The 17,158-nt window shown below is 36.5% G+C and carries 18 protein-coding genes and 1 pseudogene; 4 read left to right on the top strand and 15 right to left on the bottom strand.

Features of this window, described 5'->3' with window-relative positions:
* Positions 1 to 29 precede the first annotated feature (29 nt).
* Positions 30 to 779: a cyclase family protein gene (locus QQM35_RS03415; protein ID WP_251521934.1), complete on the top strand. Its 750-nt coding sequence runs from the start codon at positions 30 to 32 to the stop codon at positions 777 to 779.
* An 85-nt stretch (positions 780 to 864) separates the two neighbouring features.
* Here QQM35_RS03415 and lepB read toward each other — a convergent pair whose 3' ends face one another.
* The 9 genes from lepB to QQM35_RS03370 form a co-directional block, all read right to left on the bottom strand.
* Complete coding sequence (lepB, locus tag QQM35_RS03410) at positions 865 to 1,446, bottom strand: signal peptidase I (RefSeq protein WP_251521480.1); 582 nt, start codon at positions 1,444 to 1,446, stop codon at positions 865 to 867.
* 215 nt (positions 1,447 to 1,661) lie between these two features.
* The gene (locus tag QQM35_RS03405) at positions 1,662 to 2,855 is read right to left on the bottom strand and encodes a thiolase family protein (protein WP_251521483.1); all 1,194 of its coding nucleotides are present in this window, start codon (positions 2,853 to 2,855) and stop codon (positions 1,662 to 1,664) included.
* A gap of 35 nt (positions 2,856 to 2,890) precedes the next feature.
* Positions 2,891 to 5,149, bottom strand: a complete 2,259-nt coding sequence (locus tag QQM35_RS03400) for a 3-hydroxyacyl-CoA dehydrogenase/enoyl-CoA hydratase family protein (protein ID WP_251521484.1) — start codon at positions 5,147 to 5,149, stop codon at positions 2,891 to 2,893.
* A gap of 52 nt (positions 5,150 to 5,201) precedes the next feature.
* Positions 5,202 to 6,410 carry an acyl-CoA dehydrogenase family protein gene (locus QQM35_RS03395; RefSeq protein ID WP_251521487.1) on the bottom strand — a complete coding sequence of 403 codons (1,209 nt, stop codon included), beginning with the start codon at positions 6,408 to 6,410 and terminating at the stop codon, positions 5,202 to 5,204.
* A 119-nt stretch (positions 6,411 to 6,529) separates the two neighbouring features.
* The gene (locus QQM35_RS03390; protein ID WP_251521490.1) at positions 6,530 to 8,056 is read right to left on the bottom strand and encodes a class I adenylate-forming enzyme family protein; all 1,527 of its coding nucleotides are present in this window, start codon (positions 8,054 to 8,056) and stop codon (positions 6,530 to 6,532) included.
* A 17-nt stretch (positions 8,057 to 8,073) separates the two neighbouring features.
* Entirely contained in the window at positions 8,074 to 9,648 is a 1,575-nt protein-coding gene (locus QQM35_RS03385) for an acyl CoA:acetate/3-ketoacid CoA transferase (RefSeq protein WP_251521493.1), read from the bottom strand.
* Between the two features lie 204 nt (positions 9,649 to 9,852).
* Entirely contained in the window at positions 9,853 to 10,425 is a 573-nt protein-coding gene (locus QQM35_RS03380; protein WP_251521496.1) for a hypothetical protein, read from the bottom strand.
* Positions 10,418 to 10,804, bottom strand: coding sequence for a hypothetical protein (locus QQM35_RS03375; protein WP_251521500.1), 387 nt, complete (start codon positions 10,802 to 10,804; stop codon positions 10,418 to 10,420). The genes QQM35_RS03380 and QQM35_RS03375 overlap by 8 nt, the downstream gene beginning before the upstream one ends.
* 129 nt (positions 10,805 to 10,933) lie before the next feature.
* Positions 10,934 to 11,461: a TetR/AcrR family transcriptional regulator gene (locus tag QQM35_RS03370; protein WP_251521503.1), complete on the bottom strand. Its 528-nt coding sequence runs from the start codon at positions 11,459 to 11,461 to the stop codon at positions 10,934 to 10,936.
* Between the two features lie 141 nt (positions 11,462 to 11,602).
* On the opposite strand from QQM35_RS03370, the gene QQM35_RS03365 reads away from it, so the two are divergent.
* Both QQM35_RS03365 and QQM35_RS03360 read left to right on the top strand, forming a co-directional pair.
* Positions 11,603 to 12,088, top strand: a complete 486-nt coding sequence (locus QQM35_RS03365; protein ID WP_251521506.1) for a ketopantoate reductase family protein — start codon at positions 11,603 to 11,605, stop codon at positions 12,086 to 12,088.
* 115 nt (positions 12,089 to 12,203) lie between these two features.
* A complete protein-coding gene (locus QQM35_RS03360) occupies positions 12,204 to 12,530 on the top strand; it encodes a hypothetical protein (protein WP_251521508.1) in 327 nt (108 codons plus the stop codon).
* Positions 12,531 to 12,548: 18 nt separating this feature from the next.
* Here QQM35_RS03360 and QQM35_RS03355 read toward each other — a convergent pair whose 3' ends face one another.
* On the bottom strand, positions 12,549 to 12,722 hold the full coding sequence (locus QQM35_RS03355; RefSeq protein WP_251521511.1) for a hypothetical protein: 174 nt from the start codon (positions 12,720 to 12,722) through the stop codon (positions 12,549 to 12,551).
* 199 nt (positions 12,723 to 12,921) lie between these two features.
* On the opposite strand from QQM35_RS03355, the pseudogene QQM35_RS03350 reads away from it, so the two are divergent.
* Positions 12,922 to 13,469 (top strand): annotated as a pseudogene (locus QQM35_RS03350) (GNAT family N-acetyltransferase).
* A 71-nt stretch (positions 13,470 to 13,540) separates the two neighbouring features.
* Here QQM35_RS03350 and QQM35_RS03345 read toward each other — a convergent pair.
* The 5 genes from QQM35_RS03345 to QQM35_RS03325 all read right to left on the bottom strand — a co-directional run bounded on the left by QQM35_RS03345 (position 13,541) and on the right by QQM35_RS03325 (position 17,137).
* Positions 13,541 to 13,900 (bottom strand): DUF1304 domain-containing protein, encoded by a 360-nt coding sequence (locus tag QQM35_RS03345; RefSeq protein WP_251521514.1) that lies wholly within the window; start codon positions 13,898 to 13,900, stop codon positions 13,541 to 13,543.
* 115 nt (positions 13,901 to 14,015) lie between these two features.
* On the bottom strand, positions 14,016 to 14,630 hold the full coding sequence (locus tag QQM35_RS03340) for an FMN-binding negative transcriptional regulator (RefSeq protein ID WP_251521517.1): 615 nt from the start codon (positions 14,628 to 14,630) through the stop codon (positions 14,016 to 14,018).
* Between the two features lie 2 nt (positions 14,631 to 14,632).
* Complete coding sequence (locus QQM35_RS03335; protein WP_285813502.1) at positions 14,633 to 15,148, bottom strand: GNAT family N-acetyltransferase; 516 nt, start codon at positions 15,146 to 15,148, stop codon at positions 14,633 to 14,635.
* 15 nt (positions 15,149 to 15,163) lie between these two features.
* Positions 15,164 to 15,616: a MarR family winged helix-turn-helix transcriptional regulator gene (locus QQM35_RS03330; protein WP_251521522.1), complete on the bottom strand. Its 453-nt coding sequence runs from the start codon at positions 15,614 to 15,616 to the stop codon at positions 15,164 to 15,166.
* A 96-nt stretch (positions 15,617 to 15,712) separates the two neighbouring features.
* The gene (locus QQM35_RS03325; RefSeq protein ID WP_251521527.1) at positions 15,713 to 17,137 is read right to left on the bottom strand and encodes an APC family permease; all 1,425 of its coding nucleotides are present in this window, start codon (positions 17,135 to 17,137) and stop codon (positions 15,713 to 15,715) included.
* Positions 17,138 to 17,158 lie beyond the last annotated feature (21 nt).

Below are 17,158 nucleotides of genomic sequence, written 5' to 3'. Positions count from 1 at the left end.
GTTATTAAATATAGTAAATTGAAGGTGATATCATGAGCTATCCTTTATGGCAACAACTAGAACAACTGAAAGCATCAACATGGGTCGATTTAACACATACATTCAATGAAGACATTCCATGTTTTAGTGAGTTTGAACGCGCTAAGGTTTCTACATTATTTAATGTAGCTGACGATGGATTTTACGTTCAAAATTGGAATATCGTTACACAATATGGTACACACATCGATGCACCCATCCATTTCGTTGAAAATAAACGCTATTTAAACGAATTAGATTTAAAAGAACTTGTCTTACCATTAATTGTAATAGATTTTTCAAAAGAAGTAGCTGACAATGCTGATTTCATCGTCACAACTGAACATATCAAAGCTTGGGAACAACAACACGGTGAAATTGAACCTGGTACATTCGTCGCATTACGTACAGATTGGTCAAAACGTTGGCCAGATGCAGAACAATTTGAAAACAAAGACAGCGAAGGTAATCTTCACTTACCAGGTTGGGGATTAGATGCATTAAAATATTTACTCGAAGAACGTCATATTAAGGCAATTGGTCATGAAACCTTTGATACTGACGCTTCCGTTGATGTTGCTAAAAATGGTGATATCGTAGGTGAACGTTATGTGCTTGCTCAAGACACTTTCCAAGTTGAATTACTTACGAATTTAGACCAACTCCCTACGCGCGGAGCAATCATTTATACAATAAGTGCAAAGCCAGACAAAGCACCTGGCTTCCCTGTACGTGCTTTTGCGATAAAACCTAATGAATAAAATTATGGAAAGCCACATCCTACATTATAGGATGTGGCTTTTTTATAAATATGGAGGGCGTATCTATTTAAGATACGGAGAATGTTTAATTAACCTTATCGAATGATTTTGGATAAAAGTTAACTTTAAATTCATCAAATGGTGCAACGCGCATAAAGACTTTGCCGACCATCTTATCTTTCGAAACTAACCCTAAATCACGTCTACTATCATTACTCACAGCACGATTATCCCCTAATACTAAATATTTATCTTTAGGGATAGTACGTTTGCCGTGCGAATGTTGAATATCAGAAACATCGAAGTCTTCTGTTAAACGCGGACTAACATTCACTCTCTTATTATATTTTAAATATGGTTCCTTGACGTATTTACCATTTATGTATAATTTATCTTTTTTATAACTTACTTTATCTCCTGGTTTACCAATTAATCTTTTAATATAATCTCTTTTTGCATCTGCGTGGAAAATAACTACATCACCACGATTCCATCGATTTAAAGGTTTGGCAGTTTTATTTACTAATAGCTCATCGTTGTCTTCAAAGGTAGGATACATCGATTCACCTTGAACAGTATATCTTGTTAATAAAAACGTGCTCACGACCCACGCTAACAATAAACCGATTACGATAGCGATAAGCCATTCCAAAACACTTTTCCTCATGTTTAATTTCCTCCACACATTTATTTTTTCAACAATTTTACTTTACCATAAATAAATTAATCTTGTGTTAAGATAAAAAAATACTCGAGCGTGGAACTGAAACCGAATTTTCTAAGAGATTTCGTAGTCCCACTAAATGACAAAGAAGCTGAGACAACTATTTTTGTCCCAGCCTCAAGTATTTATAAATGATAAAGTATATATTTGAGCTTTCCTTAATTTCTCACGTATTCAAAGATACCTGCTGCACCCATGCCGCCACCGATACACATCGTCACCATGCCGTATTTCGATTCAGGTCGTCGTTTCATTTCAGATAATAACTTCCCAACTAACATCGCACCTGTCGCTCCTAATGGATGGCCTAAAGCGATGGCACCTCCATTAACATTTGTCTTATCCATGTCTAAACCTGTCTCTCTGATTGCTGCGATGGTTTGTGCAGCAAAAGCTTCGTTTAATTCTATTAAATCAATATCTTCAAGTTCTAATTCAGTTGATTCTAACACTTCAGGAATTGCATATGCTGGTCCAATACCCATTAATTTAGGTTCAACGCCCACTGCTTTATAACCTACGAATCGTGCAATTGGCGTGACGCCAAGTTCGTTAACCTTTTCGCCTGACATTACGACTACAAAGCCTGCACCATCTGTTAAAGGGGCCGAGGAGCCTGCCGTCACTGTCCCGTCAGCCTTAAACACAGTCGGTAATTTTGCTAAGTCATCCGTATTTGTATTAGGTCTCAACGTTTCATCTTCCATAAAAGGCACCTTATTTACAACAGGTCCTTCTTCATCATAAGTGATTTGATTAATATCGATCGGGATAATTTCTTCCTTAAACTTACCAACCTGTTGTGCATCGTAAGCACGTTTATGACTTTGCACTGCATATTGGTCTTGATCTTCACGCGATACATGATATGTTTCTGCAACCATTTCTGCCGTTAATCCCATCGGATAAGAAACACCTATATCATTATCTTGTAATAACGGGTTGTTAGTCGGTTCGTTTCCTCCCATTGGCACGGCACTCATGAGTTCTACTCCACCAGCAACAATGATATCCGCTTCATTTGCATTAATTTGGTTAGCTGCATGTGCAATCGTTTGTAAACCAGATGAACAATAACGGTTAACTGTTTGACCTGGTACTTCATTTGGTAAACCAGCTAATAATGCGATCGTTCTTGCTATATTTTGACCTTGTAAACCTTCTGGAAATGCATTCCCAACAATAACATCTTCCACCATCGAAGGCTCAAATGTGCCTCCTACTTTATCTAATACACCTTTTAATACTTTAGCGGCAACTTCATCCGGTCGTTCGTGAATCATTGCACCTTTACCCTGTTTCCCTATTCCAGCTGCTGAACGTCCATAAGCAACAATATATGCATCTCTCATGTGACCTCACCCTTTCTTGATTTTATATGCTTTACTTAATTACGTAACGGTTTCCCTTTTTCTAACATGTGCGAAATACGATCATAGGTTTTTTTATTTTTTAGCAGTTCGATAAATCTTTCTTTTTCCATTTTTTGTAAATAACGTTGATCGATAAATGTATTTCTCGGGATATCGCCGCCGGATAACACTTCCGCAATTTTCAATGTAATTTCGTAGTCATAATCACTAATAAAGTGTCCCACACGCTGTGCATCTATTTGACCTTCAACCAACGCTTTAAAGTCGCGACCTAAACCAATATATCGTTGTTTAGGTTGAGGAATGTAATTCGTTTCAGCTTCAAATAACGCACGTTTTAATGCAATTTCAACACGTTTTTCCGAATTGAAAATAATTGTGTCGGTATTTCTTAAATAGCCGTATTTTTGCGCTTCATAAGCATTCGTTGATACTTTGGCTAATCCGACGTTCATTAACACTTTCTGCATCTGAGTTTGTTTTTCGTCATTTTTATGCGTTGTACGTAGAGTACGATCTGTAAGTTCGGCTAGACCGCCACCAGCTGGTAAGAGACCCACGCCTGTTTCAACAAGTCCGATGTATGTCTCGCTTGCTGCTACTACAAACGGTGAGTGGAGGACAAGCTCACATCCGCCACCAAGCGCTTTGCCATGTACTGCAGTAACAATTGGTTTCAATGCATATTTCAATCTACTGAAACTGTAGTGTAATTTCTCAATAGATGCACCAACTAAATCATCTACACGTCCTTCTTCATGGGCTTTTTTCATTAATATTAAATTCGCACCTACACTGAAATTATGTCCTCCTGCATAAATGACCATGCTGTTATAGTCTTCATTTTCTAGACGATCAATAGCCTCAACAAGATCATCTACAAAGCCATCTGAAATCACATTATTTTTACTTTTTAATTTCAATAGCAGTTGTTGTTGATACGTTACAGAGAGGTTTGAATCTTCTTTATTCCACAATTCACGGTCGATGTAAGCATCAACAGGCGTAATTCGTTCAATCGTTTCTCCTTCTTGGTAAAATGGTTCATTGCGTTGTTCAATCCACTCTGGTAATTCTCCAAGTTCTGCTTTCATACGTTGTTTCACTCTGTCGAAGCCCATTAAATCCCAAAGTTGGAATGGCCCTTGTTTCCAATTGAAGCCCCATACGATTGCTCTGTCTATATCTTTAAAGTCCTTAGCTGCCTTAGGGACGTTAATCGCTGAATAATAGAAGTTATTTCGCAGCGTTTCCCATAAGAACAATCCGGCTTTATCTTCTGCTTTGAAAATAATATCTAAATTCGCAGCCAAGTCTTTACTAAACTGCTGCAAGATTTCATATTGTGGTGGCTGTGGTGCTACGTAATCATTTTTATCATAATCAAATACGAGGCGTTGTTTATCTACCTTTTTATAAAATCCTTGTTTCGTTTTCTTACCGAGTGCCCCGTTGTTATATAATTTCTGAGCCACTTTCGTCTCATGGAAATACGGTTGCTCAGCAGGATCTTGTTGCAATCCATTAATCACGGCATTGGCAATGTCTAAACCGACTAAATCGGATAATCCGTAAGTTCCCATGCGTGGTCGTCCAATGCTACGACCTGTTAAGGCATCGGTATCTGTAATAGAGAAACCTTGTTCTTCAGCACGGTACATAATGTCATTCATCGTTTGAGTTCCGACACGATTTGCTACAAACCCTGGCACGTCATTTGCAATAACTACGCCTTTACCAAGGACTTCCTCTGCAAATGTTTGCACACGTGCTACAACATCAGAAACTGTTTCATCAGTCGGGATGATTTCGACTAACTTCATAATGCGTGGTGGATTAAAGAAATGCATTCCGAAGAATCGTTCCTTCTCCTTACCATCGAACACCTTAGCAATTGATGCAATTGGAATACCTGATGTATTAGTCGCAAAGAGTGCATCGTCTTGTGCTACCTTTTGCACTTGTTGCCAAATTTGATGTTTAATGTCGAGCTCTTCTTTTACCGCTTCAATATAGATGTCACTATCCCTCGTATTTTTAAGGTCATCATTAAAGTTTCCGTAAGATAGATTTGAAGCATTTGATACATCGAAGAGTAATGGACGTTTTGCATTGGTGATTGTCTCATAGGCTGTTCTAGAAATTTTATTCGGGTCATTTTCATCTATTACAATATCTAATAACTTTACTTTCACACCGGCATTAACGAGCAGTGCTGCGATCTGACTACCCATTGCGCCTGCACCTAATACTGTCGCTTTTCTAATTGTCATATGAATCCCTCCAAATTGATCTGTTCTCGAGTGAACTATTGTGCGTGCATTGTTAAATGAAGGCCGAATTTCCTGTGAGTGCTCTACCAATGACCAGTGCGTTAATTTCATGTGTGCCTTCGTACGTGTATACTGCCTCGGCATCTGCAAAGAACCTTGCAATGTCGTACTCTCCCGCTAAAATACCATTACCACCCGTTATACCTCGGCCCATGGCAACAGATTCTCTCAAGCGTAAAGCGTTCATCATTTTGGCTGTTGAAGTTGCAACTTCATCATATTCACCTTTCGCTTGCATGCGTGCAAGTTGTGCACAAGTAGCCATCGCTTGTGCTAAATTACCTTGCATCATGGCTAGCTTTTCTTGAATAAGTTGATACTTGCTAATCTCTTTGCCGAATTGTTTACGCTTTGTCACATAATCTTTCGTAGCACGTAGCGCGCCTGCCATACCACCTGTCGCCATGTAAGCTACACCTGCACGTGTGGAATAGAGTACTCTCGCAATATCTTTGAAGCTATTTATATTTTGTAATCGTTTTTCTTCAGTGACGACGACGTTGTTGAGTTTAATGTTTGTATTCGGTACGATACGTAGTGCAATTTTATGTTGCAATACATCAATCTCTACCCCTTCTTGACTCGGTTCTATAACAAAACATCTTGGTTTTTTCGTTTCTGAGTCAACAGCAAACACTGGAATAACGTCTGCTACATTTGCACCACCGATCCATTTTTTAGCACCGTTAATGACCCAATGGTCCCCTTCTTTCGTAGCTACAGTTTCAAGACCTCCTGCAACATCAGAGCCGTGATCAGGTTCTGTCAATGCGAAACATGTACGTAACTCATGTGATTGTAATTTCGGTACATAGTAAGCCACTTGTTCCTTACTTCCACCAAATAAAAATGTATTATGTCCTAACCCTTGGTGAACGCCTAACAGTGTAGCTAACGAAATATCGAATTTAGCTATCGTATAGGACATGAAAAACTGGAATAACTGACTCGGTGTACGTGCCTCTTCTCGTCCTTCAAACAGCAACGGGTTGTTGAAATAATTGAATTTACCTAATTCTTTAAAGTAATCTTCTGGTTCCGTCGCATTGACCCAATGATTATTAATCGAATCACGATACTTACTTTCTAAAAAATCATTGATTTGCTTGAGTAGCTTAACTTCACCCTCTGTTAAATCTTTCGCTACGCTTAAAATATCTTCCGGATACAATTCTTGTATCATAGCTTCTTTAGTAGTCATATTAACAACCTCCATCTATTGGTTAGTTATGTGATTGTGAGTAAGTCAAAAGATAACCTCCTCGCATAATGATAACGCTTACATTTTACTGTAAAAATTTTTATCGTTATTGAATTTCTTTAAGCTAACTCATCTTGCTGTTGATGTTCATCGCGAGCTTTTTTATTCATGAACTCTTGTAGTAATAGTTTGTCAGGTTTCGATGTAGAGTTCAGTGGCATATGCGTCACTTTCAAATACATTCTAGGGATTTTATAACCGGCAACCTTCTCTCTCATAAAGGAATCTAATTTCTCTTCATAATCAGGATCTTCTTGTGTCAATACTACCGCTGCTGATACAGACTCACCGTATTTTGGACTGTCATAACTGAGTACGACACACTGAGCAACGAGCGGATGTTCTGCCAATGCTGTTTCTACTTCAGACGGCAATACATTTTCCCCGCCAGTGATAATTAATTCTTTCTTTCTATCCACGATATAGACATCTCCATCTTCATCGACTCTAGCTAAATCACCTGTTAAAAAGTATCCATCACTAAATACCTCTGCTGTTTCCTTTGGTTTGTTCCAATAACCAGGCGTGACATTTTTACCTCGCACTGCTAATTCGCCAATTTCACCAACTTCTACATCTTCATAACTTTCATTTAAGACACGAACATCTACAAACATGACGGGCTTTCCGATACTGCCTGGTTTTTTCTTACTATTTTCAGGCGTATTAACCATGACGAGCGGTGCCTCAGTTAAGCCATAACCCGTAATCAAGTTATAACCCATATCCATAAATTTTTTCTGAACACTTGGTAGTGGTGCAGAACCACCTTGAATAAGATAATCTATATCTTGTAATAAATCTGGTTTAAAGTTATCCGCTACGAGCATGGCATAATACATTGTCGGAATCATAATCATATAGTTCGGTTTATATTGAGCTACTAAATCATTTAGAGTTTCACCGTTAAAATAGCGTTGAATAATGATAGTACCCCCAGCCATTAATAAAGGTAACGTTAAATCGTTAAATCCGAGCACGTGGAACATCGGTGTAGACAATATTGTCGTGAAATCTGAATTCACCTTGTACGTCAGTAACGTGTTCATCGGGTTATTCACTAACGAATCATATGAAAACATGACGCCCTTAGGCAGACCCGTCGTGCCACTCGTATACATCAAAGCGGCTAAATCATCACCGTTCATATCAACTGCTTTAAATGGTTTATGGTTTGAAGGATTTACTATCGCATCATATTGTGTAGAATCCACATCCATGTGTAACACGTCATCTGCAATCCCTTGTAAACTAGAAAGATGTTTTTGTGCATAAAAGATTAATTTCACCTTTGAATCTTCTATGACGCTTTCGATTTCTCTCGATTTCAAACGCCAATTAATCGGTAAGTAAACTGCCCCCGTTTTAATAGACGCAAATAATAAATCTAATATCGCTACATCATTCGGTGCAAAGATACCAACAACATCCCCGCGTTGAACGCCTTGGTCTTTCAGATGATGCGCCAAGTTATCTGCACGTGCATTTAATTCTTGAAAAGACCATTCTGTACCTTTCATCGGATCAATGACTGCTGGCTTAACTTCATCATAATCTGCTCTTGTTTTAATCCAATCGTAGTTCATGTTCCTCTCCCCCTTAGTTAAGTACGCTTATGCGACTTTATAACATCTGCTAAACCTCCCCACTGTTGGTTAAAAATTGCTACATTTATCTCACGTAAATATTCAGAAATAATTGGTTTAAACGACATATTGGCGAGTACATCTCGTTCAAGATCTATACCTGGTGCGATTTCAATTAGCATTAAACCTTCAGGCGTTAACTCAAACACAGCGCGCTCCGTAACAAAGTAAGCTTTCTGTCCTAACGTTGCTGCATAACTCGCATTGAAATCTATATTATCAACGGCATCGACAAACTTTTGCGTATGTCCTTGTGCAACAACTTCGATTTCGCCGTTATCGTAATGAAGTTTGCCACCCACTGTCATCGCTCCTGAAAAGACAATTGTCTTTACAGTCTGACTGATATCAATAAAGCCACCACAGCCATTCATCTTATCCCCAAATTTAGAAACATTTACATTTCCATGTTGATCGATTTGTGCAAAGCTTAAAAATGCAATATCTAAACCATCATTGTTGATGAAATCCCAAGTTTGATCATGTCTCATACGTGCGTCTAGATTATAATTCATTCCGAAATATGCCCTGCTACCAATCATGCCACCAAATACACCCGTATCAATATTGAGTTGCACTAAATCATGTGCAGACTCTTCAACGAGTAAATTCGATAATTCATTATTAATACCAAAACCAATGCTAACTACATCATCCTTCTGTAATAATTGTGCAGCTCGGCGTAAAATAACTTTACGCGTATTAAATTCTAGATAGGGCTCACGCATTTCAGTAATTTGATGGTGTCCAGCTAATGCAGGATCATAATACGTTTGGATTGCTTGTCTATGGTATTTAGAATCTTGATTCACTACCACGTAATCAACTAATTCTCCTGGAATAAAGACATCTCTAGGGCTATACTGTCCATGTGGCACAATTTCTTTTACTTGCACAATAACTTTACCTTTATTTCTATGCGTCGCTGCTGCAACACTATAACCTTCTCCTAGATGTGATTCGTGATGCATAAAGATATTACCTTTCGTATCCGCATACGTCCCTCTCAGTAAAGCAACATCAACCTCTGGAAAATGATACTTCAAATAAAGTTCTCCTTCGATTTCGACGCGTGTTACCAAATCTTCAGTTGTATTTGAATTGACTTTGCCACCTGAATGTTCCGGATCCACCGTTGTGTGTAGACCAATTTTAGTAATAGTGCCAGGTGAATTCGGTGTCTGTGACCGATAATGTGTAGCGATAACCCCTTGGGGTAAATAATATGCTTCAATATCGCCATTACGCATTGCTTCAATCGTCGCTGGTGACCCTGTAATGATACTTGTAATCAAACGTTTCACCATACCACGTTTAACAAAATCATCTAAATCATAACCGTCTCCTCTAAAATCACTAATATCATTACCTAATAAAAATGTTAGTTCCCGGGGTGTACTATTATGATCAAATTGTTCTACGATTGCTTTGAATAGCGCCATTGGCATATTCCCAGAAGATAAAGCTGCCATCGAGATCACATCACCTGTATTAATCAAATTTGTAAGTTGTGACGACGAAATAACTTTCATACAGGCCTCTCCTATCTCTATAAATTTCTATTGTTTATGGATATGGGTGTTTCATTACCTCCTTTGGCAACATAAATGTAAGCCCTTACATGTAATATAACATTAATTTTGTGAATATTACAAAAATTAAGAATATTTTAATTAAAAAACACTTTGTGAAAAAGAATTTCCTTTATCTTCTCACAAAGTGTTACTTAATTTTTGTTACGATTCCACTTGTACTTTACCTTTTTTATATTTGACATGCGCACCCTTTTGAATCGCTTGATAATCTTTTTTATTTACAACGATAACGTGGTCTTTATGGTGCTTATCTTCGATTGTAATCGTATACAGTTTGTCTTTAGGACCCATATTTTTCTTTAAAATTTGTTTCTGCTTTTGAGATGATAACCCTTGATTGCTCATGATTAACCAGTAGAACAAATAATTATTGTAGTACATCGACGCTTTACGTTGATCTTGCATTGAAGCTACGGAGAAATTCGACATCGTATGGGGTCTTGCCAACGAATTCGTTTTACTCATTTTACTACGGCTACTCGCTTGTTTAGATGATAAACTACGAGCACTATTCATACTTGCACTGACACTCGTACGAGCAGCGCTGGAACTTGAAGCACCACGCGCACTAGAACCTGATGATGCAGCACTACTTGAAGCACCGCCCGAACTACCAGAGCTACCACCTGAAGAGCCAGCCGCTTCAGTCGTCGTTGTCATCATAGCCAACATGAGGCATATCGTTAAAGTAAAGAAGCCAATTTTCTTAATCATCCTTACCGACTGCTCCTTTATCTTTCACTTTTCCTTCAATTTCGCTGTCATCATATGTCATATAAGGTGTTCTATAAACATGATATTTCTTTCCATCTTTAACAACATAAGGTGATTGGTCTTTATCTTTCAATATATGTTCGTAAACTTTATCGCCAGCTGCAGTATATGTATGCGTTTTATCACCTTTATCTTTATAACCAATTTCCACTCTAGGATAATCCGCGTCACCATTTGATAACTGTTCAAAGTAAACTAACTCATGCTTATGTTTCTTAGCCGCTTTCTTATCAGGTTTCTTCTCATCGCCATCACCGTCACAACCAGTGACTAACACCGCTCCAATTAATAAAGTTGTTGCAATAACTTTTGATTTCATAATAATCCTCCTTTTTATATAACATCGTAACAAACTTTTATTTATTTTTTGTTAAAATTCGGAAGATTTAAGTTATTTTTAAGGTTATAGGGAACAGATTAAAAAGTTTATGAATAATACTTCAAGTGATTAACTGATTTCTTCTATGTGAGGTTCGACTAATCGCCATAGTTCTTCACTTAATTCGTCTATTGAACAAGGTTTAGCATTTTCAATCCACCATACAATGACACCAACTAACGCTGAACCTAAAAACTGTGTAGCAATTGCATTTGTATTCTGACGTAATTGGATATTAGAGATAAATTTATTTGAAAGCGTCTGTCTTAATACGTTTAAATCTGATTTTTGTGTTAACCGTTTAAAAATATCATATTGTCGATCAATCACATGCAGTATTTCTCTGATGCTTTCTTTCCCATTATCTCTTTCATATACAAAGTGGCTACACGCTTCAATCGCATCAGTCATAATGTATTCTATCGCTTGATCCAAAATGTCGTATTTATCAATAAAGTTTAAATAGATAGTCCCTCGATTAATATTAGCTGCATCCGCTATATCTTTCATTGAGATTTTAGCGACATCTTTCTTTTGCATCAGTTTTATAAAATGATCTATTATCAGTTGTCGTGATTTTTCCTTTCGTCTATCCATAAAGCACCTCTTTTTATCAACAAATTTTGTATTTTGTAGATTAAACATCAACAGGCTATTTTTGTTTATTGAGTTTAACTTTTTCTGATGATAACTTCAAGATATCAAACAACTGTTCATTAACGATAAAGGAGCATAATTATGAATATACTTATTTTTGGTGCTGGTGTACAAGGACAACATCTCGCACACGCATTAAATAAACCTGAAAATAACATTACGATTTTTGCACGGGGTAAGACTTACGAAAGGCTAAAAAATAGAGGTATTGTTCTACACCATTATTTACAAAGAAAAGACACAGTAGATGAATTTAATTATATTGAGGAATTAAAAGAAAGCGATGCCTACGATATTATATTTGTAACGATGAAATATTCACATTATTACTCAATTATACCTACATTAGCCAACAATATTTCACAAAACATCGTATTTGTAGGAAATAACTCTAATCCAAGAAAACTGCGTCAGACGATACTTGAACAAACACAAATCCCTAAAAATATTGCTTTCGGTTTCTCTATATCTGGTGGTATAAGAGAGGACAATGTAACAAATATACTCCGTTTTAACGCTGGAGAACTAAAGGTTAGTTATCTCGATGGGGGGCCTTCCATTTCGTGATAAACTCAACCAAGTGTTTAGCAATTTACCAATAAAATTAACTTATACTTCAAATTTTGAAAGTTGGCTCATGTCCCACGCGGCAATGGTCACACCTATGAATATGGGTATATTTTTGAAGGATCAGTATAAAGGCAATCAATCTGTACTGATAAACGATGTGATTCGTGCTACAAACGAACTACACATGCTATTAGAACATAGCGGTTATCAAATCATACCACGGTCACAAAAGATACTATTTAAAAACTTTAAATTTCTAGCTCGTCCACTACTCAAACTTTCAATTAATATGAACTTACTCAGCCAAATACCGAATGCGAGTGGATTCACAGAACTTGAAGCCATTTATGATGATATGAAAGCACTTAATAAACATACAGCTTTAACAACGCCTAAATTGGATAAATTGATGAAACAACTGCAAGCCACCTTTAAATAAACCATCTTACATTATAGTTTATTTATCTTTATGTGGTTTATTATTTTTAGTGAATGTATGTATTAAAACCCAAATCAATATGTAACTTATCGCTAACACGAGTAATATAAAATTATGATTATCTATGATAGAAACTAGAAAGAAAGAGAACATTGAAATTAATATAACCAAGTCTAGCAACTTATTTTCCATTCGTTACCCTCCATTATTTAGTATAAAGACGCAACAATCATAAGTAGGGATTGTTTTAACTTATTGAAAAAAATTTAACGCAATTGTTTATTTTATATTATCATTTATTATCAACTACTTAATAATATCATGAGTTTTCTAAATTTTTATAGATATATGCTAGCGCTCTTGTGTATACTTTGGTAAAGGAGTGGTGCATATGTTTAAAACTCACGTTACTGACAATATCAGTTTAAAGATTTTAGAAGAAAATGACGCCCAAACTTTATTTAATATGGTGGATCAATCAAGAGATTATTTAGGAGAATGGCTACCTTTTGTAGCATTTACAAACACTAAAGACGACACGTTACAGTTTATTCATTCAAGCTTACAGCAATTTGTTAAAAATGACGGTTTCCATTGTGGCATTTGGTATAACAATCAACTCGTTGGTGTCATTGGTTTACACTATATCGATTGGGTTAATCAAAGAACCTCAATTGGTTATTACTTAGCTAAAAATGCTCAAAAACAAGGCATTATGACAACATGTACACAGTTTCTTATCGATCATTGTTTTAATGATTTAAATTTAAATCGAATTGAAATTCGAACTTCTGTTGAAAATTATAAATGTCAAAAAATACCTCAAAAATTAGGTTTTACTCATGAAAGCACACTAAGGCAAGATGAAAACTCAACGGTAAATTTTGTGACAGTCATGTCTTCAGTTTATTGAAATCTGAATATGATTCAAAGTCATAACTAATATTAAAAACCTCCACTTTATTTAAAAAGTTGGAGGTTTTCTTAGGTTTTAAATTGAAGTAATAAGTTTAAAATAGCAACGAAATCAACGCAATAATAGCTAAACCGCCCTGTTTCCAAATGATATTTTTATCACTTGTTATAGCACCGTATATTGCAACGAGGATAATATAAATTAAGATAGCCGCTACAAATCCTTTCGCATGCGCTACAAAAAAAGTACCGTATAATAGCAATAACCCGATTAAACCATTATAGACACCTTGATTCTTCAATAACACATTCACATTCTCATCTTTAAGTTTTTCAGTAGACATATTAAAGACGCGACCCGTATTCTCTGACGTCGTCGCAAAGGTTTGTAAATACATAATATAGAAAAATTCCAACGCTACCAATACAGTTAATATGATAGAAACAATATTCAATCCCGACACTCCCTGTGAAAGCTTTCGATTTATATATTTTACAACTTAATTGTGATTAATACAATATCGTTTGAAAGATGAGATTAAACTTCTTTCATTCCCGGGAGCATTTATTTTATTTCCCTTGCTGTTTCATAGCTTGTGCAACGCCTTGTTCTAAATCATGTTCACTATTCTCCAGTTCTTTCACTATCTGACTACGGTCTCTTTCTGAACGACTTTGACTCAATTTATAAGCTGCAGCAATTTCAGTCACTTTTAATTCGAATCCGACAATACCTTTAATTTGTTTACGTGTTTGATCTGACATATTATCCCACGTCGCACCATTATCACGATGACCTTCGTATCTATCTAACAACTTGATAAGTTCTTTCTCTAAATCTTGTTCAGTTAATATTCGACTACGACCAGAAACTTGAATACTTTGATAATTCCACGTCGGTACATCTTCTTTTTCATACCATGTTGAAGAGATGTAGCTATGCGGCCCTTGGAAGATGACTAACACATCGTCCGCTTCTTCTAACGTTTGCCACTGCGTATTACCCTTTGCAAAGTGACCAGAAATATAAATCTCGTCTCCTATATCTGTTACATTCACTGGCATATGCGTCGCCACTGGTTTACCTTCTTGATTTACAGATACGATTGTGACAAACGCATGGTTTTTCATAAACTGTTTCATTTCTTGAATATCATGCATTTCATACTGTTTTGGTATATACATCACTATTCCCCCTTTAATGGTTTAACCATAATATGATCTATTTGGCGTTCATCTCCCATCATAAATGCGTGTGCGTCAACGGTTTGAAAGCCTAACTTTTTATAAAACTGTATCGCGTTGTCATTCTTCTCCCATACACCTAACCAAATATTGTCACATTGTTTATCTTGTGCAACTTGTAAAGCCAAATTAAACAATGCCTTACCTAAACCTGCTTTTTGAAAATCTTTCAAAATATAAATACGCTCAATCTCCAAACTATTTGATGCAACATCTTCAGTTTGGGCATCTAACGTATTAAGTTTCAGATATCCTGCTAATTGCCCCTCATGCTCAATAAAATAAAAATAAGAATGCGGGCAGTCTAATTCTTTCAATAACTTCTCTTCTGTAAAAGCAGTTGCTAAGTAATTATCTATATTTTCCTTTTTATTCTGAGCACGGAATGTTTCATCAAACGTACGATAACTTATTTGTTGCAGTTGTTTTAAATCTGCTTGCGTCACTTCTCTAATCATATCAATGCACATCCTTTAATAATGTCGTTTATTGCCTTTTTTAACTAAATGCCAATCTTCAGAAATATTATTATTCACACGTTTCAACATTGCTGATAATGTTTCAATTTCTTCTTTAGTAAATCCTTCAAGTGCCACCGAATTAGAATGTTCATTTTCTCGTATGATAAATGGATAGATTGATTTTCCTTTTTCTGTAACATACAGCAATTTATTTTTCTTATTCGTTGCGTCCGCTTGTTTGTATATAAAGCCATTTTTCTCTAAATTACGAATTGCTCTTGAGGCGGTCGTACGATCAATCTTCACTAATTCCGCTAATTTCTCCTGTATAATGCCTGGATTTTCATAAATTCTTACTAAATAAACAAACTGGCCTTTAGCTAAGTCTATTTCTTTAAATTCAATATTGCTAATAGACTCTAATGCTCTCGCAATAACCCCAATATCTCTTAATATATCTTTCAATGAAATCTCACCTCTTTTTGTTGCATTTGCAACATAATTTTACTATAAAAAAATACAAAAAGAAACACCCATCTTTCGACAGGTGTTCAAGGTAATTTACTTTTCTTTTTTGAGACTACTTTTAATGAGGTAGAATCCGTAAAAAATAATACCGGCTATAAACCATAGTAAAGTATAGAACTTCGCTTGACCGCTTAATCCCCAAAATATAGCAAAGACACAAATCAGTATTAAAACTGGCGTAATCGGATAAAATGGTAACTTAAATGACGGCTCTGGTAAATCTTTACCTTCACGACGACGTAAGCTGAAGAGTCCTATAACAACGAACATAAATGCTACAAGTGTTCCTGCAGACATCAATTGAGCTAAAAATCCAAACGGGAACACTGAACCGATAATCACTGCAATGATTGTTAATACAATAAGAGCTCTATTCGGTAAGTTCTTCTTATTAAGGGTACCGATCCATTTTGGTAACAAGCCATCACGACCGAACGAATAAAGTAAACGAGAACCTGCTAACATCATTCCTATTAATGCAGTGAACATACCTAGCACTGATACAGCTTGCACAATAACCGAAATAACACCGTGACCACTTTCACGTAAAGCCCATCCAACTGGCTCTGCATTATCTTTATAAGCTGTATAATCGAACATACCAACTAATACGAGTGAAACAATGATAAATAAAGTTACACCTATAATCAGTGAGCCTAGTATACCTAATGGCATCGTCTTCTGTGGATTAATCGCTTCACCAGAACTGGCTGCTATTGAATCAAACCCTATGTAGGAAATAAAGATGACTGAACTCCCTGCATAGATGCCTTGCCAACCGCCAAATGCACCTGCTTCAGTCATTTTGTATTCTGGAATAAATGGCACATAATGTCCGACATTAACAACGCTTAACCCAACAACGACAAATAACAAAATCGCTAATATCTTTAATACAACCAGCGTATTTTGAACACGCGCCGTTTCAGAAGCCCCTCTAGATAACAACAGTGCTGTAATAACGATGACAATGGCTGCAATGATATCAACAATACCGCCATTGGTACCCAATGAATTCGATAAACTGTTTGGTAACTTAATATCAAATGGGTTTAACAATCCACGCAAATTCGCGGAAAATCCAGAGGCGACAAATGCTACGGCGATAAGGTATTCGGCAATTAATGCCCAACCTACGAGCCAGCCAAAGAATTCACCGAACAATATACTAATCCAAGTGTAAGCCGAACCAGCAAATGGCATAACCGTTGCCATTTCAGCATAAACAAACGCGATAAGTGCGGCTACAATCGCTGATACAAGAAACGATAAACTGACTGATGGGCCTGTATGATCTGCCGCTACGACACCCGGTAAAGTAAATATTGCTGTCGATACGATTGTCCCTACGCCAAGTGCTAAGAAATCTCTAACTCGAAGCGTCCTTTCTAGATGTGCATCTTTATTTTGAAACAGAGACACATCTGGTCTTTGAAACATTCTTTTTAAAATATTCATATTTTCTCCTCAATCTTATAA

Origin of the sequence: Staphylococcus hsinchuensis, from assembly GCF_038789205.1 — a bacterium.
Taxonomy (GTDB): Bacteria; Bacillota; Bacilli; order Staphylococcales; family Staphylococcaceae; genus Staphylococcus; species Staphylococcus hsinchuensis.
Note: the sequence above shows the minus strand (reverse complement) of the source record. Positions and strands in the feature narration are given on the sequence as shown.